Raw genomic sequence first — 19,136 nt, 5'->3', positions numbered from 1 at the left:
CCGTCACGCACCGACCCTCTGTCGGACGCAGCCAGGTCCAGTACGGCGAGGCCCGCTGTCACTGCAGCGCCGAATGATCAGCCCGGTACCGAGGTTCAGCCGTCCCGTGCGGATTCGGTGTGGCAGAGCGTGCCTACTCCGGCCACCGGGTCCGGCCCGCGCAAGGCCTGGGCGAGCCGATACGCCTACCGACTGTTCTTCGGAGACCTGATCGGGGTCACGTGGGCTGCGGTCGGGGCCCACCTGGTCCACATGGGCACTCTGTCCACTCGAGTCTCCCGGGACCCGGACAGGCTGCCGTTCATCGCGATGACTGTGTTCGTGGCCGTTGCCTGGATGGTCACGCTGCACTGGGGGGGTACGAGGGATCCGGAAGTGGTCGGGCACGGTCCGGAGGAATACAAGCGACTGGTCAACACCTCGTTTGGCCTGTTCGGCTTCATCGCCATCTGCTCCTACGTCTTCGACCTGCATCTTCCGCGCGCCTACGTGCTGGTCATGTTGCCAGCCGGTCTGATGGCCCTTCTGTTGTCGAGGTTCACTTGGCGCCGGTGGTTGCACGCGCGCCGGCTCAACGGTGGATTCATGTCCAAGGTCCTCGTCGTCGGAAACCTGCGCACGGTGCGCGAACTCTTGACCGATCTCCAGCGAGCACCGTTGGCCGGCTACGGCGTGCTCGGAGTCTGCGTACACCAGACCGCTTCCTCGGGCGACCTCAACATCGATCCGGTCACCGGTCGCGTTTCGGTTGACGGGGTGCCAGTTCTCGGTGGGCTCGATGACGTGGCCATGACGGCCCTGCAGTACGGCGCGGACACCGTCGCCGTGACATCGACGGCGGCCTTCGGTCCGGCTGCCGTCCGTCGGCTGAGCTGGGAACTCGAGAAGACGGACATCCAGTTGGTGCTTGCGCCTGCGCTCACCAATATCGCCGGTCCGAGAGTACACACCAAGCCCGTCGCAGGGCTCCCGCTCATCCACGTCGACCGTCCCACCTACCGGGGGGCCAATCGGATTCTGAAGCGTTCGTTCGACGCTGTCGGCAGTGCACTGCTGGTCGGGCTGTTTTCCCCGCTGATGCTGGGAGTGGCAATGGCAGTGAAGACCACCAGTCCCGGACCGGTGCTGTTCCGTCAGGAGCGCGCCGGGCTGAATGGCAACTCGTTCAGGATGATCAAGTTCAGGTCGATGGTGGTGGACGCGGAAGCCCGACTGTCCGAACTGACCACACATCAGCGTGACGCCGGGAACTCGACGATGTTCAAGATGCAGGATGATCCCCGCATCACCAGGGTCGGCAAGTTCATCCGCCGGTTCAGCCTCGACGAGTTGCCTCAGTTGATCAACGTCTTCAAGGGCGACATGAGCCTGGTCGGGCCTCGGCCGCCGCTGTTGGGTGAGGTAGCCACCTATCACGGCGAGGCCAGGTTGCGACTGCTCGTCCGGCCGGGCATGACCGGACTATGGCAGGTTTCTGGTCGGTCGACCCTGACGTGGGAAGACACAGTGCGCCTCGACACGTACTACGTCGAGAACTGGTCGCTGACCTCGGACCTGGTCATCCTCTGGAAGACGTTGAAGGCAGTCGTCTCTTCGTCCGGGGCGTTCTGATCCTGGCCCTGGTTTCAGATCGTTCCCGGCTTGTAGTACGCGGCGGAAGTTGTCGCAGCGTCGTTGTCCCAGACGTTGTTCGAGAAGGTGCCGGTCAACGTGTTGTCCAACTGGATGGGCGTCTTCAGTCGCATGTCGGTACCGAACCGATTGTTGGTGATCGTCCCGAGGTTCGAGGCACCCTTGGACCCGGCGATAGCGATGAACCCGCACACGCCGCCGTAGAACCAGTTGTTCTCCACCGTGATACCGGTGATGGCGCTGACAGTCGGAGTGCAAGTGACCACGTGCCCGGTGATCAGGGGGAAATAGGGGTCATTCTGAGGGCCTGTTCCAACCGTCGAGGAGGCATACCCGCGGATGTGATTGCCCAGGATCTGAATGCCACCGTTGCCCTGGATCTGGATGCCGTCGTTATGGGTGCGGTTGTCCGAATGGTTTGGATCGGGGCTGAAGTAGGAAAGTTCTCGAACATAGTTCGCCTCTATCACCACGTTCGCAGGCTGGCCCGGGCTGTAGCTGTTGTAGGCCCCGAAACCGTCGACGGTGTCGTAGACGAGGTTGCGGCGGGCGGTGTAGTCGTGGCCGATGACCCCGTCGTGCCAGACGTTGGCGGTTTCGACGCCCTGATGGAGTTCGCAGTCCTCGATGACAACGTTTGCAGCCGCCGGGTGATTGCAGTCGACGAGGCCGGTGTTCCCGCCCGCATAGCCGTTTCCCACGATCTCGCACTGTCGGATGGTGACGTTGGCGGCCCGGACCAAGACCCGGCCGGTGATGAACAGGCCTTCGATCACGGTGCCCGGCTTGGTGATGAGGATGTCTCCGGCGTGGCTGGTCAGCGAGGCCCTCACGGGGCGCCACCCGGTCGTCGTCTCGTCGGGTCGGTAGGTGCCCGGAGTGCCGACGACCGGCGCCATCGGACCCTTCTGTACGACAACAGCGTCCAGCACGGAGATCGCCGGGGAGGTATCGGCTTGGGCGCTGCCGGTCATCGAAAGCACTCCGACGGCCGGCACGCTGACCAGGCCGAGCAGGAGAGCGGAGCGCCGGTTCATCACCAGGGATTTGACGATGTGGCTGGGGGAGGAAGAGGGCATGACGGGCCTCAGGTTCTTTGGAATGTTCCTACGCCGGATCGGCGGAGTATCGTGACCTCTCCCAGTCAAGGACTACTGGGAGTGACTTGGGTCTCCGCCCTTGTTGAATATGTGTGAAGTCTGGCAGGCAATCGAGCTGCGGTCCAGGCGGTTGATCTGCGGCGATACGGCCCGTCGTTACGCACGGCTCGTGAAAACTACCGATGGTCACTGGTTGGGGCACGTCCTACTGACTACCGAACGTAGTGTTGTGACTGACGGTGCCGAAAAGGACGACTGCTGGTCCACAAGGGGATGTGGTGGCCTGAAAAGTTCGCCTGATAGATGACCGGCGCGCATCGGCCGAGCCATGCGCGGCGGCCTCGGTGGTGGTCGCCGCCGCCTGATGTGGGAGGGTGACGCGGTTGGTCGTTCGACGACATTCGGAGGTGGTGCGTGAGCCTGCATTGGACAACCGGTCGTCCCCCGTCCCATCGCAAGCGATGGGTAGCCGCGGTGGTGGGCCTGACCCTGATGACGACCACGGGCTGCTCGATCGGCAACGAAGCCGGGTCGGCCTACCTGGTCGATGGCGGCTCGGTCTCAGATGCATCCGTCCAGCACGACTCTTCGGTGTTCACCCAGGAGAACGTCACGACCACGCCGACCGACGTCGAGACGGCCAGCTTCAATCGCGCCCAGATCACCTTCGCAGTACGTCATGCGCTGATCGCAAAGGCGCTCGCGGCGAAGGGCATCGTCATCACCGACGCCGAATTGGCGGCGGCCCAGGCCCAGGTCACCGCCCCGGGCGCCGATCCCAATCTCCCGCTGCAGGTCGGGTTGCCCAAGGCCAAGGAGGCCGACGTCCTGCACGACGCCGTCGCACTCGACGCGCTGGTGAAGGCACTGCCGGCCGCCGGAGCGCCGGTGAGCGACGTCGCGGTCACCGCCGAGGGGGTACCGGCCGCCAGTCGAGCCGAGGCGGTGAGCCTGAGGTCGCATTTCATCGCCGATCCGGGCTCGATGGATGCAGCGGTGGCGGCGGTCGGACCCACCAATGGCGTGCCGAAGAAGGTCTACCGCCTGTTGCAGACGCCGGCGGCCGGCACGGCGGGCCTCTACCAACCGTCGACGGGGGCCGTGGTGATCGTCCCCGGGTCCAGCGGGTACCTGGTCTTGCGAACGTCCGGACGCTCCGTCATCTCGACCAACCTCACCCCGGCGGCCTTCAGCTCGCTGGCCGGTCTGTCGTCGCTCTTCAACGTCGGGGCGCTGCTGCTGGCGCCCTACCAGGGAGCGGCCGGGATCTCGGTCAACCCCCGCTACGGTCTGTGGGATCCGGCCAGCCTCCAGGTGGTCCCCGGCAACGATGGGCTCTGACCTCCCTTCGAGGTGGCCCCCGCTGAATCGGTAGGTTGCGGGGATGAGCGAGCAGCAACTCCACCGGCCGTCCGCGCTGGCCGAGGCCGTCCGGGTGATGGATCGATTGCGATCCCCGGGGGGCTGCCCCTGGGATGCCGAGCAGACCCACGATTCGTTGCGGCGCTACCTCGTCGAGGAGTGCTACGAGTTGCTGCAGGCGCTGGAGGACGGCGATCACGGGGAGATCGAGGAAGAACTCGGGGACGTCCTGCTGCAGGTGCTGTTCCACGCCAGGATCGCCTCCGAGCGGGATGCGGCCGACGGCGGGTTCGACATCGACGATGTGGCCGCGGGTCTGGTGGACAAACTGGTGCGCAGGCATCCGCACGTCTTCGGCGATGCTGCTCCGCTCCACGACGCCGCCGATCAGCAGGTCCGTTGGGACGAACTCAAGAAGGAGGAGAGGGGTCGGTCGTCGGTGATCGCCGGGGTCGCGCTCGGTCAGCCTTCGGTCGCCCTGGCGGCGAAGCTGGGATCGCGTGCGGCCAGGGCCGGCATCGTCGTCGCGATGCCGTCAGGAGATTCCGCTGCCGAGCAGATCTTCCGGATCGCGTACGCGGCCGGGGCGGCCGGGCAGGATCCGGAGTCGGACCTGCGCGCAGTGGCCAGGATGCACGCCGAGGCGCTCGCCGCCGCGAACAACAGCGAAACCCGTCCCGCCGAGTAGGCGGCGCAGGTCTCGGCGCAGGGGCTGGGGATGGGGCACGGGATGGGGCGCGGCAGAGGGCTCCGAGCAGGGGCGGGAGATCCCCGGGTGGTCGTTTCCGTGGTCGGCGGGCATCGCCGGTCGGGGACCGCTAGGATCGTCGACAGGTCTTGAGTTCCAGCGACAGCCCCGGCTTGCTGGGCGGCAACCCTCCACTCGCGGTGGGGTGCCCCGGGTGATGACCAGGCGGTCCATCGAAACTGATGGATCGCAAGCGCGGGCCCGCCAGTGGGCGAGCCCAAATCGAAGTCGAACCGGGTGAACCGCTGTCGCGGCTTACTCTCCGCCCTCGCCTGCGACGAGCAGGCCCACCTCTGGAGCACAACGATGAGCCCCCAATGGTCCTTCGAAACCCGACAGATCCACGCCGGACAGACGCCTGACCCGACCACCAAGGCCCGGGCCCTGCCGATCTACCAGACGACGTCGTTCGCCTTCGATTCCTCCGAGCACGGACGAAAGTTGTTCGCGCTCGAGGAGCTCGGCAACATCTACACGCGCATCATGAACCCGACCACGGCCGTGGTGGAGGACCGGATCGCCTCGCTGGAGGGCGGTGTCGGCGCGCTGCTGGTGGCATCCGGACAGGCCGCCGAGACCCTCGCGATCCTGTCCATCGCCGAGGCCGGTGACCACATCGTGTCCTCGCCGCGGTTGTACGGCGGCACCTACAACCTGCTGCACTACACCCTGCCCAAGTACGGCATCACCGTCGACTTCGTCGAGGACCCGGACGATGCCGATTCCTGGCGTGCAGCGGTCAAGCCGAACACCAAGCTGTTCTACGCGGAGTCGATCTCCAACCCGCAGCTCGATGTTCTGGACTTCGAACTCGTCGCCGGGGTGGCGCACGAGAACGGGGTCCCGTTGATCGTCGACAACACGGTGCCGACGCCGTTCCTGATCCGGCCCTTCGAGTTCGGCGTCGACATCATCGTGCACTCGGCGACCAAGTACCTCGGTGGTCATGGCACGGCCATCGGCGGCGCGATCGTCGACTCCGGCAACTTCGACTGGACTGCGGACCCGGCGAAATTCCCGAACTTCAACAACCCGGACCCCAGCTACAACAACCTGGTCTGGGGGCGCGACCTGGGCCCGGAGGGCCTGTTCAAGTCGAACGTGTCGTTCATCTTCAAGACGCGACTGCAGTCGTTGCGTGACATGGGCCCGTCGATCTCGCCGTTCAACGCCTTCCTGCTGGCCCAGGGGATCGAGACGCTCAGCCTCCGGATGGAGCGGCACGTCTCCAACGCCACCAAGGTCGCCCAGTTCCTCGAGGGGCGCGACGAGGTGGAATCGGTGTCCTACCCGGCGCTCGAATCCAGCAAATGGCATGCGCAGCAGCAGAAGTACTCGCCGCTCGGTGGCGGTCCGATCGTCGCCTTCGAGATCAAGGGTGGCGTGGAGGCCGGGCAGGTCTTCACCGATGCGCTGGAACTGTTCACCAACCTGGCCAACATCGGTGACGTCCGTTCGCTGGTGATCCACCCGGCATCGACCACTCACGGTCAGCTCTCGCCGGCCGAGCAGCTGACCACCGGCGTGACCCCCGGCCTGATCCGGTTGGCCGTCGGTACCGAGAACATCGACGACATCCTGGCCGACCTCGACGCCGGGTTCCGGGCCGCCAAGTCCTGACGCTGGTGACCGCACTCGAAGCCGGGACCGGCGCCGCCTCCCGCGCGACGGTCGACTCCGCTGTGGAGCCGACCGTCCGCAGGAACGGTGCCGGTCCCGGCCTGCGCCGCCCCCCGGCCGATCGGCGATCGGCACCTCCGGCATCGTTGGCATCGCCGGCCGAACGGCAGTACCTCCAGATCGGTGATCTGATCCTCGAGTCCGGTACCGGACTGGCGGATGTCACGGTGTGTTTCCAGTCCTGGGGACGTCTGAACGAGGCCGGCGACAACGCAGTTCTCGTGCTGCACGCCCTGACGGGTGACTCCCACGTGATCGGCCCGGTCGGTCCCGACCACCCGACCCCGGGCTGGTGGGACGGCCTGATCGGTCCCGGCGCTCCTCTGGACGACGAGAAGTACTTCGTGCTGGCGGCCAATGTGCTGGGTGGGTGCCGGGGGACGACGGGACCCTCCTCGGCTGCTCCCGACGGCCAGCCCTACGGCTCGAGATTCCCCTCGTTGACCATTCGGGACCAGGTCGCCACGGAAGCGGTACTCGCACAGCGCCTCGGCGTCCGCTCGTTTGCTGCGGTGCTCGGCGGTTCGATGGGCGGTATGCGTGCTCTCGAGTGGGGGGCGATGTATCCCGATCGGGTCAGGAAGGTGATCGCGATCGCCACCACGGCCGCCGCCTCCGGCGATCAGATCGCCTGGGCCGCAGCGCAGCTCGCAGCAGTTCGGATGGACCCGCACTTCGCCGGCGGTGACTACTACGGTGGTGCGGCCCCCCTGGCCGGGCTGTCCGTCGCCCGGCAGATCGCCCACACCACCTACCGGTCCGGATACGAGTTCAACACCCGGTTCGGTCGTGCTCTCCAGCCTGACGTCGATCCGCCCCAGTTCGCAGTGGAGTCGTATCTCAGGTACCACGGCGACAAGCTGGGACGCCGGTTCGACGCGAACTCCTATCTCGTGCTCACGGAGGCGATGAACTCACATGACCTCGGCCGCGGTCGCGGGGGCATCGATGCTGCCCTGCAACGATTTCCGGTCGACCTGACCGTCGCCGTGGTCGATTCCGACCGTCTGTACACGCCGGCCGAGGGCGCGCGGATCGCCGCCGCCCCTACCGCTGCGCCGCTGATCACTATGCACTCGGATCACGGACACGATGGATTCCTGATCGAGGCCGCACAGGTGGCGGCAGTCGTCCGCGAGGCGCTCGGCTGATCGTTGCTCGTGTTGGAGCGTCGGCATCGGAGGCTGGGTCGTGGTCGCGCACCTCGGCGCGGCGGCGGCGCGTCGGAGCCGCGACAGGGCGGCCTGCTCGGTCCCTTGAGCCGCGTCATGCCGCCCGCCCGATGGTAATTGGACAATTAGCCCGAATCGGGTGTTACGAGGGTGGCTACGGCATTACGTCGCGAGAGGGTTCAGGGTGGGGGCCTCTGAGTGATGGGCGATGCTCCTTATCCTGGACGCATGCCGTCCACACCATCCCGTAGGTCCCTCCTCGCGGCCGGCCTGGCGCTGTTTGCCGCCGGCGTCGCCGGGTGCACGAAGGCGGTGAAGGCCATCGCCACGACGACCTCGAACGCACCGACGGCCGCGCCGATCACCGCGCCGACCACCGCGCCGGGAGGCGGCGCGCCCGGGTCGACGACCGTCTCGGCGGCGTCGACCCCAGCGACCAGCACCACGGACGTCACCCCTCCCGCGACCGTCACCCCCTCCGGTACGACGGCCGCCACGACGACCCGGACCAGCGCCCGCACCAGCAACCGGACCACCGCATCCCGCCCGCACACCGGTCCGGCGGTCGAGGTGATGACCGGCCCCACCAGCAAACCCCAGGTGGCCCTGACCTTCCACGGTGCCGGCGATCTGAGCCTGGCGACCGCGATCCTGCAGATCGTCAAGGACCGGAAGGCCAGGATCACCGTCATGGCGATCGGCACGTGGTTGCAGGACAATCCGCAGATGGCGAAGACGATCCTGGCCGGCGGCCATGAGCTGGGCAATCACACCTATCAGCATCTGGACATCAATTCGCTGCCGGCGGATCAGATCACCAGCGAGATCGTCCGTTGTCGCGATGTGCTGACCAAGCTGACCGGCTCACCCGGCGCCTATTTTCGTCAGTCGCAGGCCCAGCACGCCAGTGACCAGGTGAAGACCCTCGCCGGCGCGGCCGGTTACGCGACCTGCCTCTCCTACGATCTCGACTCGATGGACTACACGGACCCCGGCGGACCGGCCGTCCGGTCGGCGCTGAAGGCCGCGGTGCCCGGTGCGATCGTCAGCATGCATCTCGGTCATCAGAGCACCGTCGACGCCCTGCCCGGGGTGCTCGACGACCTCCGGTCCAGAGGTCTGGCGCCGGTGACGGTCTCCACCCTTCTCGCCGGCTGATCCCGGTACGAGTAAGAATGAGACCCGGCGGTCGCTCACATCGGTGACCTCACCGCCGGGACGAAGGAGCAACAGCAATGGCATTACGTCTGGGATACAAGGCTTCCGCAGAGCAGTTCGGGCCGAGGGAGCTCGTCGACTTCGGGGTGCTGGCCGAGCAGGCCGGCTTCGATTCGGTCTTCGTGTCCGATCACCTCCAGCCCTGGAGGCACGACGGCGGACATGCGCCGGCTGCTCTTCCCTGGCTCGGTGCTCTCGGGGCCAGTACCGAGAAGATCATCCTGGGCACCAGTGTGCTGACGCCGACCTTCCGCTACCACCCGGCCGTCATCGCGCAGGCCTTTGCGACGTTGGGCCTGCTGTTCCCCGGTCGCGTCATCCTCGGAGTGGGTTCCGGCGAGTCGCTCAACGAGGTTCCCTTGGGCCTGACCTGGCCCGACGGCAAGGAACGCTTCGCCCGGATGAAGGAGGCCGTCACTCTGATCCAGCAGCTCTGGCGCGAGGACCGGGTGACGTTCGAGGGCACCTACTACCAGACCGACAAGGCCACCATCTACGACAAGCCGGAGATCCCGGTGCCCATCTACATCGGTGCATCTGGGCCGGCGGCCACCAGGTTGGCCGGGCGGATCGCCGACGGTTTCATCACCACCTCCGGCAAGGCAGACTCCCTCTACCGGGACACCCTGCTGCCCGCGCTGGCCGAGGGAGCGGGCAAGGTCGGTCGGACGCTGGACGACATGGATCTGCTGATCGAGATGAAGGTGTCGTTCTCCCACGACCGCGAGCAGGCGATGAACGACACCAAGTACTGGGGCGCGCTGGCGCTGACGCCGGATCAGAAGATGGGTGTGGAGGACCCGCTGGAGATGCAGCGCCTCGCCGACGACCTCCCGGTCGAGCAGGCCGCGTCACGGTGGATCGTCTCCACCGATCCCGAGGAGCACGTCGAGAAGATCAAGCATTACATCGATCTCGGCTTCAAGCACCTCGTGTTCCACGCACCGGGTCCGGACCAGGCAAAGTTCCTCGAGCTCTACGGCAACGAGATCCTGCCCCGGCTCCGCGCCCTGTGAGCCCCCGCGTCCGGCAGCCTGCGCGCTGATCAACTTCGCCGGCGCTCACGAACGGGTCGATTCGTGTCACTCCGGTCCCAGATCTGGAAAGTTGATCAGCGCGGACGAAGTTGATGAGCGCGGGGGAAGTGGATGCGCGCGGACGAGGTTGATCAGCGCGGGGAAGTTGACAACCGCCGGGACCTGGGGGCGCGGCCGTCAGGCGGGTTCCTGACCGGAGCCATCAGGATCGTCGGCGGTCGTGACGACCACCCGACCGGCCGGCGTCGCCGAGAGCAGTCGCTTGTGGAGTTCCTCCGTCAGGACATGGATCTGCCTGGTCAGGTAGGTGTTCGTCTTCAGTTCCAGTTCCTGTTCGACGAAGTCGTGATCGGCCTTCTGCTGCTGGAAGGCGGCGGCCCGGTTCTGGCCGATCATCACGAAGGTGGACAGGAAGATCGCCTCCAGGGAGACCACCAGCGTCAGGGTCGGCCAGGGGGACTGCTCCACGAACAACATCCAGCAGGCGAACACCACGACGTGCAGGTAGACGAATTTCATCGAACCGGCGAAGGAGGTGATCGCGTCGGCGACCTTGAGCTGTAGATTTCCGGCGCGATGCGCACGCTGGGCGATGACGGTGGGGTGGTGCACGGCCTTTTTCGGTGAGCCTGACGCTGCGCCGGTCGCTGCGGCTTTCGTCGGTGCGGACATAGTTTGTCTCCGGGGTGGGTCGGGGGCGGGAAGCCAGGGGCGTGGTAATCGATGCGCAACTATCCCCCTTCCGGATGGGCCAGAGGTTGTCATTCATCAATTGGTCACCTGGCGGTGGTCCGAGGTGGGGTCAACCGGGCGAGTCAGGTGCCGGGAGGACTGCCGACGCCGATAGGGTGACCCATGGAGCAGGAGCTCCGCTCACTTCTGCCCAGTCAATGAAGGGATGTGCCCGTGGCGGCCATCGAACTCATCGGAGCCCGCGAGATCCTCGATTCCAGAGGCAACCCCACCATCGAGGTGGAGGTCGCTCTCGAGGATGGCTCACTCGCCCGCGCGGCAGTACCGTCCGGTGCCTCTACCGGCGAGCACGAAGCAGTCGAACTGCGCGACGGCGATCCGGCCCGCTACCTGGGCAAAGGCGTCCAGAAGGCGGTCGAGGCGGTCCTGGACGAGATCGGCCCCGAGCTGGTCGGGTTCGACGCCACCGAGCAACGGCTGATCGACCAGAAGCTGATCGACATCGACGGCACCCCGGACAAGAGCCGGATCGGCGCGAACGCCATCCTGGGCGTCTCGCTGGCGGTGGCCAAGGCCGCGGCGGACTCGGCCGAGCTCGAGCTCTTCCGCTACATCGGCGGACCGAACGCGCACATCCTGCCCGTCCCGATGATGAACATCGTCAACGGAGGCGCGCACGCCGACACCGCGGTCGACATCCAGGAGTTCATGATCGCCCCGATCGGTGCCCCGACCTTCCGTGAGGCCCTGCGCTGGGGCGCCGAGGTCTACCACTCCCTCAAGTCGGTGCTGAAGAGCAAGGGCCTGTCCACCGGGCTGGGCGACGAGGGCGGCTTCGCTCCGTCCCTGGTCTCCAACCGCGCGGCCCTGGACCTGATCACCGAGGCCGTCACCAAGGCCGGTTTCACCGTCGGTAACGACATCGCGTTCGCGATGGACGTGGCCGCCTCCGAGTTCTACTCCGACGGGGCGTACCTGTTCGAAGGTGCCAAGAAGTCCTCGGCCGATCTGATCAAGTACTACGCCGAGCTCGTCGCCAACTACCCGATCGTCTCGATCGAGGACCCGCTCTCCGAGGACGACTGGGACGGCTGGGTCGCGATGACCACCGAGTTGGGCGGCAAGATCCAGATCGTCGGGGACGACCTGTTCGTCACCAACCCGGACCGCATCGAGGAGGGCATCGCCCGCGGCGCCGCCAACGCCCTGCTGGTCAAGGTGAACCAGATCGGCACCCTGTCGGAGACCCTCGACGCCGTCACGCTGGCGCAGAACAACGGCTACCGCTGCCAGATGAGCCACCGCAGCGGCGAGACCGAGGACACCACCATCGCGGACCTGGCCGTCGCCACCAGCTGCGGGCAGATCAAGACCGGTGCACCGGCGCGTTCCGAGCGGGTCGCCAAGTACAACCAGCTGCTGCGCATCGAGGACAACCTGGGCGATGCCGCCAGCTACCTGGGCGAGCTGGCCTTCCCGCGCTTCAAGGCCTGACCTGATGGAGAGCACGCCGCGCCGGCGCACCCGCAGCACCGGACCGTCGCGGTCCGGCGCCGGCGCGCGCGCCGGGCGTGGCACCTCGGCGGCCAGAGCAGGTCGGGGCGGCGCCGTGCGCCGCGAGCCGATCGAGAAGGTCAGCGGCGCAGATGATCCGGGCCGGGGCGTCGCCACCGGATCCGACAGCACACGGCTGAGCGGCCCCACCTCCCGGATCGCCGGGACCCGATCTGGCGCCGCGCGGTCCGGGCGGACCGCCAGCTCCAGACCCGCCGGCACCCGCCCGGGCACCGCACCGTCGGCCGCCGCCTCCGTCGGAGGCCGGCGGCTCGGCCGGCTGACGGCACGCGCCGCGCCGAAGGCGGTCGGCGTCTCGCGTGCGACCTCGCAGTTGATCAAGCAGGTGGCCGTCCTCGGTCTGGTGTTCTGTGCCGTCGCGCTCGCACTCGCCGTTCCGCTGCGCAACTACCTGGCCCAGCGCGCGGAACTGGGCGTGGAGGTGAGCAAGGAACAACAACTCCGGGTCTCCCTGGCTGCGCACGACCAGGAGAAGGGTGCGCTCTCCGATCCCGCCTACATCGCGGCCGAGGCCAAGCGGCGGCTGCAGTACGTCAAGCCCGGCGACACCGTGTACGTCATGCACGCCCCCCCACTGGCTGCTCCGAAGGTCGCTGCTGCCCCCTCGGTCGGCCCGGCCGCACCCTGGTACTCCCACCTGTGGGACACGCTGTCGGACCCGACCCAGACCGCGGCGCCCGGCGCGCCCCCTTCCGCCGGCTCGGCGGTCAGCCCGAGCAAGGCCGGGCGATGAGTCCCGACTCGTCGGTGTTCGGGGCTGCGGTGGATCTGCGCGAGGTCACCGACGCGGATCGGGAGGCGTTCCGACGTGAGTTGGGCCGACCGCCGCGAGGCATCCTCGCCGTCGCGTACCGCTGCGGCCACGACGTGCCGGCGGTGGTACTCACCGCCCCGCGACTGGAGGACGGGACCCCGTTCCCGACCATGTACTACCTGTGCTGCAGGGAACTGAACGCCGCCGTCAGCCGGATGGAATCGTCCGGTCTGATGCGCGAGATGACCGAGCGGCTGACGCAGGACCCGGAGCTTGCGCAGGCGTACCGACGCGCTCACGAGAGCTACCTGGCCAGCCGGAACGCGCTCGGTGACCTCGGTATCGCCGTGACGGCCGGCGGCATGCCGGACCGGGTGAAGTGCCTGCACGTGCTGGTCGCCCATTCGCTGGCCGTCGGCCGGGGCGTCAACCCGCTGGGTGACGAGGCGGTCGATGCCCTCGGGGAGTACTTCCGCGGCGAACCGGCCTGCTCGCACCTGTGATCCTCGGACTGGTCTGCGCCGTCGTCGCCTCGGTCTGCTACGGCAGTGCCTCGGTGCTGCAGGCCACCGGTGCCCGCCGGATGGCCACGGCGCAGAACCTGGATCCGCGCCTACTGGTGCGGCTCCTCGGGCAACTGCCGTACCTCCTCGGGCTGAGTCTGGATCTGGTCGGTTTCGCCGCGTCGGTGGTCGCCCTGCAACTGAAGCAACCGTTGTTCGTCGTCCAGGCCATCGTGGCCGGCAACGTCGGGGTGACGGCCGCGATCGTCGCCTTCATGGGCACCCGGCTCAAGCGCAACGAGTGGTTGGCGATCACCGCGCTGGCCCTGGGGTTGGTGCTCCTCGCGCTGTCCGCCGGCCCGGAGAAGGACGTGGTGCTGCAGAACAAGTGGTTCTGGGTGATGCTCGCGGCGGCGATCCCGGTCGGTGTGCTGGGGGCGGTCGGGTTACGGCTGAGAGGATCCGGAGCGGCTGTGGTGCTCGGCTCCTCGGCCGGCCTCGGGTTTGCCATCACCGCGGTCGCCTCGCGCACGCTCGTGATCCCACACCCGTGGTGGCATCTGGTCCACTCGCCGGCCGTGTGGGCGATCGCCGCCGGCGGTGTGATCGCGATGCTGGTCTTCAGCCTTGCGCTGCAACGGGTTCCGGTGACGACGGTGATGGCGTTCGTGGTGATCACCGAGACGGTCATCCCGGCGGGGATCGGTCTGGCGTTCCTGGGCGACACCATCCGCCGGGGGTTCGTCCCGGCCGCCGTGGCCGGTCTGGTGCTGGCCCTGCTCGGCGCGGCCCTGCTGGCCAGGTTCGGCGAGGTCGACCTGGGGCCGAGCCGCGAGTCAGAGGCCGGGCGTGACCGCGGCGACGATACCGCGCAGATCGAATCCACGCGGTAGGTCGCCGTAGACCCTGGTGCCGCCGCCGGCCAACCTGGTGGCGCAGTACAGGGCCCCGACCTGCGGCGGTGCGAACCGCAGGAGCAGCGAGGCGCCCAGCAGGCGGCCGGTCAGCGAGGCCAGCGCCCGGGCGCTGTGATCGTCGGGTTCGGTCAACAGGTCGGCCAGGTCGGACAGGGCCGCGTCGAAATGAGGGTCCGCCCCGCGGGTGAGCACGAGTTCGTCGACCAACGCCTGGGACGAGGCGGGACTCCGTCGGCAGGCCCGGACGGCGTCCAGCGCGGCGACCGTGCCCGACCCCTCCCAGATCCCGTTCAACGGGGACTCCCGGAACAGCCGGGGCATCACCGACTCCTCGACGTAACCGTTGCCGCCCAGACACTCCATCGCCTCGGCGATCGCGGCGATGCTGGATTTGCAGACCCAGAACTTCGCTGCGGGCAGGGCCATCCGCAGGAGGCCGGCTTCGCCGGCGTCCCCGCCGGCGTCCCTGCCCCTACCGGCCTTCTGGGCTTCGCCGGCCTCCTGGGCATCGACGGCGGCGGCCAGCCGTAGGCCGATCATGGTGGCCGCCCACGATTCCAGGGCCAGGTCGGCCAGCACGGCGGTCATCGCCGGTTGGTCGACGAGGCGCTGTCCGAACGCGCGCCGATGTGCGGCGTGGTGGCAGGCCTGCGCAACTGCGGCCCGCAGTCCACCCGCCGAGCCCAGGACGCAGTCGAGCCTGGTCATCGTGACCATCTGCAGGATGGTGCGGACCCCGGCGCCCTCGTCGCTGATCCGCCAGCCGACGGCGTGGTCGTACTCGATCTCGGCGGAGGCGTTCGAGCGATTGCCCAGCTTGTCCTTGAGTCGTTGCAGCGCAATGGTGTTGCGGTCGCCACCGGGGAGCACCCTGGGCAGCAGGAAGCAGGTGAGGCCGCCGGGGGCCTGCGCCAGCGTGAGGAACATGTCGTTCATCGGTGCCGAGGTGAACCACTTGTGGCCGGTCAGTCGGTAGCGCTCCCCGGCGACGTCGGAGCCGTCGGGGACGGCACTGGTGGTGCCGGCCCTGACGTCCGAACCACCCTGCTTCTCGGTCATCGACATGCCGGCGAGCAGGCCCGGCTTGCCCGCCGGATCCCGCAGACCCGGCGCGTAGACGGTCGAGGTCAGCCCGGCCCCGAACAGACCGACCAGGCCGGGGGACTGGCGCAGCACGGGCACCGCGGCGTACGACATCGAGATCGGGCAGGTGTGGCCGGCTTCGGCCTGCGTCCAGACGTACAGGCCGGCGGCCCGGTCCAGATGCCGCGTCGGCGAGTTCGAGGCCCAGGCCGCCCCGCCGAGGCCGGCCGCCACCGCGTGGCCCATCAGCGTGTGCCACGCAAGGTGGAACTCGACCTCGTCGATCCGGTGGCCGGTGCGGTCGAAGCTGCGCAGCACCGGGGAGTGCTCGTTGGCCGAGCGGGCGGCCTGCGCGATCTCGGCCGACCCGGCCAGCCGGCCAAGGCGCTGCAGCCGCTCGTCGACGCCACCGCCCGCCCCGCCGGTGCCCGCCCCGCCACCGCCCGCCCCGCCGGTGCCCGCCGCGCCGCTGCCCGCCGCGCCGCTGCCCGCCATCAGGCCCAGACCGGCCACCAGCGCCGGATCGGCGGCACTGACGTCGTGATCGACCAGCGGTGGGACCTGGTTGAGGACCTCGTGCGTGGCGGTCATGGCTCCCATCCTCGTCCTGCCGATTCGGTCCCTTCGACGTGGTTGTACCCCGTCGAAGGGACCGAGATGGAATGTCCCTGCTAGCGCACGATGACCACGTGCAGCGTCCGTGGGCCGTGGACGCCTTCGACCCTGGACAACTCGATGTCACTGGTGGCAGACGGGCCGGAGATCATCGTCAGCGGCGCGGTGGGGGACAGCAGCCGGAGACCGTCCGGCACCGTCTCGACGATCCGGGCCAGTGGCAACACGACCACCAGTAGGTCGGGGACCAGGCTGATCGCGCGCCGACCCTCGTCTGGGCGGCCGGATAGGATGATCGTGCCGGTCACGGCGATGGCCACCGTCGCGCCGGTGACGACCGCGTCGATGGCATCCAGTTGCACCGGGGTGAGCGCGCTCGGTTCACCGTCGACGACGACCGTGCGGTCACGCGCCGCGCAACCGGCTCTGGTGATCGGATCCAGGGCGGCCGGGACGACGACGGACCGGGAAACGTCCAGGGCCGCGTCCACGGCAGTCTCGAGGTCGCCGTCCGCATCCACCACGGTGACCTTCGCCTTGTAGTCCACCAGTCGATCCACGAGCAGCTCCAGCACGTGGTCCGATCCGGCCGGGTGGGTCCCGACCCTCTGGTACCCGCGGGGAATCGGCTCGGCCGGAACGTCCGACGCGCCGGCCGCCACCGCAGCCCTGATCCGGTTCAGCATCGCGGTGCGGGAGCTGCTCATGACTTCCCCTCCGGTGCAACAGCTTCCGTTGCCACGGCTCCCGGTGCCCGGTGCTCGTCGCGCCACCACTGCCGGAACGTCTGCTTCGGCGGGGCCGGGGTGTCCCGGCTGGTGGACCAGGCCGACAGCGGGAACGGCAGGGTGCTGATGCGGCCCTTCCGCCCGGCGACCAGGCGCCCGGCCTTGCTCATGGTTTCGGCTGCTGCGAAACGCTTCTCGTTCGACATCACCCAGGACGCGGCTTTCATCGCGGCCGCCCAGCCGCCGGGGACACCGTGTCCGCGGTCGGCGTCGACGGCGCGTCCGCGGAGCTCCACGAGCATGGTGGGGATGTCGATCTTCACCGGGCAGGCGTCGAAGCAGGCTCCGCAGAGGGTCGAGGCGTAGGGCAGGGTGGAGTTGACGTCGTCGTGCCCGGACATCCCGGTGAGCTGCGGGGTGAGGACCGCACCGATCGGCCCGGGGTAGACGGAGCCGTAGGCGTGGCCGCCGGCGCGTTCGTACACGGGGCAGACGTTGAGGCAGGCCGAGCACCGGATGCAGTGCAGCGCAGTGCGTCCGAGCTCGTCGGCCAGGGCGTTCGTGCGCCCGTTGTCCAGCAGCACCAGGTGGAACTCCTGCGGGCCGTCCCCGGGGGTGACGCCCGTCCACAGCGAGGTGTAGGGGTTCATCCGCTCGCCGGTGGAGGAGCGCGGCAGGATCTGCAGGAAGACCTCGAGATCGTCGAAGGTGGGCAGCAGCTTCTCGATGCCCATGACGGTGATCAGCGTCTGCGGCAACGTCAGGCACATCCGGCCGTTGCCCTCGGATTCCACCACCGCCAGGGTGCCGGTGTCGGCGATCGCGAAGTTGGCGCCGGACACCGCCACCCGGGCGGAGAGGAACTTGCGGCGTAGGTGAGCGCGGGCGGCCATCGCCAGCACCCGGGGCTCGTCGGTCAGATCCTCTGGTGCATCCTCCATCTCGGCGAGGAAGATCTCGCGGATCTCGGCGCGCCCGCGATGGATGGCCGGCACCAGGATGTGGGAGGGCTTGTCGTGGCCCAGCTGCACGATGAGCTCGGCGAGATCCGTTTCGATCGCGGCGATCCCCTGCTCCTCGAGGTATTCGTTGAGCCCGATCTCCTGGGTGGCCATCGACTTGACCTTGACCACCTCGTCGGCACCGGTGGCCTTGATCAGCCGGGTGACGATCTGGTTGGCCTCGAGGGCATCCTGCGCCCAGTGCACGGTCCCGCCCCGGGCGGTGACGGCTGCCTCCAGCTGCTCCAGCAGCTCCGGCAGCCGCGCCATCACGTCGGCCTTCACCGCGGACGCCGTGTCGCGCAACGCCTCCCAGTCGTCGACCTCGGCCACCACTGCGGCCCGCTTGGCCCTGATGGTGGCGGTCGCCCGGCCGAGATTGCGCCTCAGCCGGGTGTCGCCGACCGCGCGCCTGGCCGCGGCCGGGAAAGTCTCGGTGCCGCGCAGGGGGCCCTCGGGGTGGCCGGACCGCTGGGTGTGGCCGGATTGGTCGTCGTGGGAGCGCCGGATCGGCACGCCGAGAAAAGTGGTCATGCCGTCACTCCCGCCGATGAGCTGGTCCCGGTCGGGGCCAATGATCTGGTGCTGGCCAGGATCTCGGCCAGGTGGACCGTGCGGACGCCCGTGCGCAGACGGCTCAGCCCGCCACCGATGTGCATCAGGCAGGATGCGTCGCCGGCCGAGCAGACCTCCGCCCTGGTGGTCAGCACGTCGGACATCTTGTCCGCCAGCATGGCCGTCGAGACCTCGGGATTCTTGATCGAGAACGTTCCGCCGAAACCGCAGCACTGGTCGGCGTTGGGCAGTTCCACGAGGTCGATGCCGGCCACGTTCCGCAGCAGGGTCAGCGGCTTGTCGCCGACGCGCAACATCCGCAACGAGTGACACGTCGGGTGATAGGTCACCCGATGCGGGAAGTAGGCACCCACGTCGGTCACCCCGAGCACGTCCACGAGTAGTTCGGACAACTCGTAGGTCCTGGCGGCCAGCGCCTTGGCCCGGCGCTCCAGATCGGCGTCACCGGCTCGCCTGGCTACCATTGCATGCTGGTGCCGGACGGACCCGACGCACGAACCGGAGGGTGCGACGGCGACGTCGAACTCGGCGCCGTCGAACACGTCGACGTGATGACGGACCACCGGGACGGCCTCGTCGAGATAGCCGGTGTTGATGTGCATCTGCCCGCAGCAGGTCTGGGCCGCCGGGAAGACGACCTCGTGTCCGAGGCGTTCCAGCAGGTGGGTGGTGGCGATGGCGACGCCCGGGAAGAGGGCGTCGGCCAGGCAGGTGGCGACGAGCGCGATGCGCATGGGGGCAG

Annotated in this window: 17 protein-coding genes, 1 pseudogene and 1 riboswitch; of the genes and pseudogenes, 11 read left to right on the top strand and 7 right to left on the bottom strand. The window is 68.3% G+C overall.

The genetic code is table 11. The features are described from left to right. The first annotated feature begins 129 nt into the window (after positions 1 to 129). Positions 130 to 1,611: a sugar transferase gene (locus H7F38_RS23270; protein WP_255498145.1), complete on the top strand. Its 1,482-nt coding sequence runs from the start codon at positions 130 to 132 to the stop codon at positions 1,609 to 1,611. A gap of 14 nt (positions 1,612 to 1,625) precedes the next feature. Here H7F38_RS23270 and H7F38_RS23265 read toward each other — a convergent pair whose 3' ends face one another. Further along, positions 1,626 to 2,711, bottom strand: coding sequence for a hypothetical protein (locus H7F38_RS23265; protein ID WP_187091976.1), 1,086 nt, complete (start codon positions 2,709 to 2,711; stop codon positions 1,626 to 1,628). 513 nt (positions 2,712 to 3,224) lie between these two features. Between H7F38_RS23265 and H7F38_RS23260 the strand changes: the two genes are divergently transcribed. The 4 genes and pseudogenes from H7F38_RS23260 (at position 3,225) to H7F38_RS23245 (ending at position 7,673) form a co-directional block, all read left to right on the top strand. Beyond that, positions 3,225 to 4,073, top strand: coding sequence for a hypothetical protein (locus H7F38_RS23260; protein WP_187091975.1), 849 nt, complete (start codon positions 3,225 to 3,227; stop codon positions 4,071 to 4,073). A 76-nt stretch (positions 4,074 to 4,149) separates the two neighbouring features. Beyond that, positions 4,150 to 4,782, top strand: a pseudogene (locus H7F38_RS23255) (MazG family protein); the annotation flags it as partial. Positions 4,783 to 4,927: 145 nt separating this feature from the next. Then, positions 4,928 to 5,044, top strand: a riboswitch (SAM riboswitch). Between the two features lie 104 nt (positions 5,045 to 5,148). Further along, positions 5,149 to 6,462 carry a bifunctional o-acetylhomoserine/o-acetylserine sulfhydrylase gene (locus H7F38_RS23250; RefSeq protein WP_187091973.1) on the top strand — a complete coding sequence of 438 codons (1,314 nt, stop codon included), beginning with the start codon at positions 5,149 to 5,151 and terminating at the stop codon, positions 6,460 to 6,462. Positions 6,463 to 6,464: 2 nt separating this feature from the next. After that, positions 6,465 to 7,673: a homoserine O-acetyltransferase gene (locus H7F38_RS23245; RefSeq protein ID WP_370531411.1), complete on the top strand. Its 1,209-nt coding sequence runs from the start codon at positions 6,465 to 6,467 to the stop codon at positions 7,671 to 7,673. 236 nt (positions 7,674 to 7,909) lie between these two features. Here H7F38_RS23245 and H7F38_RS23240 read toward each other — a convergent pair whose 3' ends face one another. Continuing rightward, entirely contained in the window at positions 7,910 to 8,281 is a 372-nt protein-coding gene (locus H7F38_RS23240; RefSeq protein ID WP_187091972.1) for a hypothetical protein, read from the bottom strand. Here H7F38_RS23240 and H7F38_RS23235 point away from each other — a divergent pair. Together H7F38_RS23235 and fgd are read left to right on the top strand one after the other, a co-directional pair. Next, complete coding sequence (locus H7F38_RS23235; protein WP_187091971.1) at positions 8,268 to 8,852, top strand: polysaccharide deacetylase family protein; 585 nt, start codon at positions 8,268 to 8,270, stop codon at positions 8,850 to 8,852. The two genes, H7F38_RS23240 and H7F38_RS23235, sit on opposite strands and share 14 nt — an antisense overlap. A 77-nt stretch (positions 8,853 to 8,929) precedes the next feature. Continuing rightward, positions 8,930 to 9,928, top strand: a complete 999-nt coding sequence (gene fgd / locus H7F38_RS23230; protein WP_187091970.1) for a glucose-6-phosphate dehydrogenase (coenzyme-F420) — start codon at positions 8,930 to 8,932, stop codon at positions 9,926 to 9,928. A gap of 198 nt (positions 9,929 to 10,126) precedes the next feature. Here fgd and H7F38_RS23225 read toward each other — a convergent pair whose 3' ends face one another. After that, on the bottom strand, positions 10,127 to 10,621 hold the full coding sequence (locus tag H7F38_RS23225) for a DUF1003 domain-containing protein (protein ID WP_187091969.1): 495 nt from the start codon (positions 10,619 to 10,621) through the stop codon (positions 10,127 to 10,129). A 234-nt stretch (positions 10,622 to 10,855) separates the two neighbouring features. Here H7F38_RS23225 and eno point away from each other — a divergent pair, with 234 nt between their 5' ends. The 4 genes from eno to H7F38_RS23205 are packed head-to-tail and all read left to right on the top strand — an operon-like array spanning position 10,856 to position 14,367. After that, on the top strand, positions 10,856 to 12,136 hold the full coding sequence (gene eno, locus H7F38_RS23220) for a phosphopyruvate hydratase (RefSeq protein WP_187091968.1): 1,281 nt from the start codon (positions 10,856 to 10,858) through the stop codon (positions 12,134 to 12,136). Between the two features lie 4 nt (positions 12,137 to 12,140). Next, positions 12,141 to 12,950 carry a septum formation initiator family protein gene (locus tag H7F38_RS23215; RefSeq protein WP_187091967.1) on the top strand — a complete coding sequence of 270 codons (810 nt, stop codon included), beginning with the start codon at positions 12,141 to 12,143 and terminating at the stop codon, positions 12,948 to 12,950. Next, on the top strand, positions 12,947 to 13,474 hold the full coding sequence (locus H7F38_RS23210) for a DUF501 domain-containing protein (protein ID WP_187091966.1): 528 nt from the start codon (positions 12,947 to 12,949) through the stop codon (positions 13,472 to 13,474). Before H7F38_RS23215 ends, H7F38_RS23210 begins: the two co-directional genes overlap by 4 nt. Then, positions 13,471 to 14,367, top strand: a complete 897-nt coding sequence (locus tag H7F38_RS23205) for a hypothetical protein (RefSeq protein ID WP_187091965.1) — start codon at positions 13,471 to 13,473, stop codon at positions 14,365 to 14,367. Before H7F38_RS23210 ends, H7F38_RS23205 begins: the two co-directional genes overlap by 4 nt. On the opposite strand, the gene H7F38_RS23200 is transcribed toward H7F38_RS23205, so the two are convergent. From H7F38_RS23200 to H7F38_RS23185, 4 genes are all read right to left on the bottom strand, one after another. Further along, positions 14,311 to 16,065 (bottom strand): acyl-CoA dehydrogenase family protein, encoded by a 1,755-nt coding sequence (locus tag H7F38_RS23200; protein ID WP_187091964.1) that lies wholly within the window; start codon positions 16,063 to 16,065, stop codon positions 14,311 to 14,313. The two genes, H7F38_RS23205 and H7F38_RS23200, sit on opposite strands and share 57 nt — an antisense overlap. Positions 16,066 to 16,145: 80 nt before the next feature. Then, positions 16,146 to 16,796, bottom strand: coding sequence for an LUD domain-containing protein (locus tag H7F38_RS23195; protein WP_187091963.1), 651 nt, complete (start codon positions 16,794 to 16,796; stop codon positions 16,146 to 16,148). Next, positions 16,793 to 18,352 carry a LutB/LldF family L-lactate oxidation iron-sulfur protein gene (locus tag H7F38_RS23190; protein ID WP_187091962.1) on the bottom strand — a complete coding sequence of 520 codons (1,560 nt, stop codon included), beginning with the start codon at positions 18,350 to 18,352 and terminating at the stop codon, positions 16,793 to 16,795. The genes H7F38_RS23195 and H7F38_RS23190 overlap by 4 nt, the downstream gene beginning before the upstream one ends. Then, positions 18,349 to 19,128, bottom strand: coding sequence for a (Fe-S)-binding protein (locus H7F38_RS23185; protein WP_187091961.1), 780 nt, complete (start codon positions 19,126 to 19,128; stop codon positions 18,349 to 18,351). The genes H7F38_RS23190 and H7F38_RS23185 overlap by 4 nt, the downstream gene beginning before the upstream one ends. Between the last annotated feature and the right edge of the window lie 8 nt (positions 19,129 to 19,136).

This window comes from Nakamurella sp. PAMC28650 (assembly GCF_014303395.1).
Lineage (GTDB): Bacteria > Actinomycetota > Actinomycetes > Mycobacteriales > Nakamurellaceae > Nakamurella.
This window is presented reverse-complemented; position numbering and strand designations above follow the sequence as displayed.

What these genes read in the sequence shown, in the direction of transcription:
- H7F38_RS23225 (WP_187091969.1), bottom strand. Translation starts at nt 10,621, where the DNA reads ATGTCCGCACCGACGAAAGCCGCAGCGACCGGCGCAGCGTCAGGCTCA.
- H7F38_RS23210 (WP_187091966.1), top strand. Translation starts at nt 12,947, where the DNA reads ATGAGTCCCGACTCGTCGGTGTTCGGGGCTGCGGTGGATCTGCGCGAG.
- H7F38_RS23260 (WP_187091975.1), top strand. Translation starts at nt 3,225, where the DNA reads ATGACGACCACGGGCTGCTCGATCGGCAACGAAGCCGGGTCGGCCTAC.
- H7F38_RS23235 (WP_187091971.1), top strand. Translation starts at nt 8,268, where the DNA reads ATGACCGGCCCCACCAGCAAACCCCAGGTGGCCCTGACCTTCCACGGT.
- H7F38_RS23265 (WP_187091976.1), bottom strand. Translation starts at nt 2,711, where the DNA reads ATGCCCTCTTCCTCCCCCAGCCACATCGTCAAATCCCTGGTGATGAAC.
- H7F38_RS23250 (WP_187091973.1), top strand. Translation starts at nt 5,149, where the DNA reads ATGAGCCCCCAATGGTCCTTCGAAACCCGACAGATCCACGCCGGACAG.
- H7F38_RS23185 (WP_187091961.1), bottom strand. Translation starts at nt 19,128, where the DNA reads ATGCGCATCGCGCTCGTCGCCACCTGCCTGGCCGACGCCCTCTTCCCG.
- H7F38_RS23190 (WP_187091962.1), bottom strand. Translation starts at nt 18,352, where the DNA reads ATGACCACTTTTCTCGGCGTGCCGATCCGGCGCTCCCACGACGACCAA.
- H7F38_RS23200 (WP_187091964.1), bottom strand. Translation starts at nt 16,065, where the DNA reads ATGACCGCCACGCACGAGGTCCTCAACCAGGTCCCACCGCTGGTCGAT.
- H7F38_RS23215 (WP_187091967.1), top strand. Translation starts at nt 12,141, where the DNA reads ATGGAGAGCACGCCGCGCCGGCGCACCCGCAGCACCGGACCGTCGCGG.
- fgd (WP_187091970.1), top strand. Translation starts at nt 8,930, where the DNA reads ATGGCATTACGTCTGGGATACAAGGCTTCCGCAGAGCAGTTCGGGCCG.
- H7F38_RS23195 (WP_187091963.1), bottom strand. Translation starts at nt 16,796, where the DNA reads ATGAGCAGCTCCCGCACCGCGATGCTGAACCGGATCAGGGCTGCGGTG.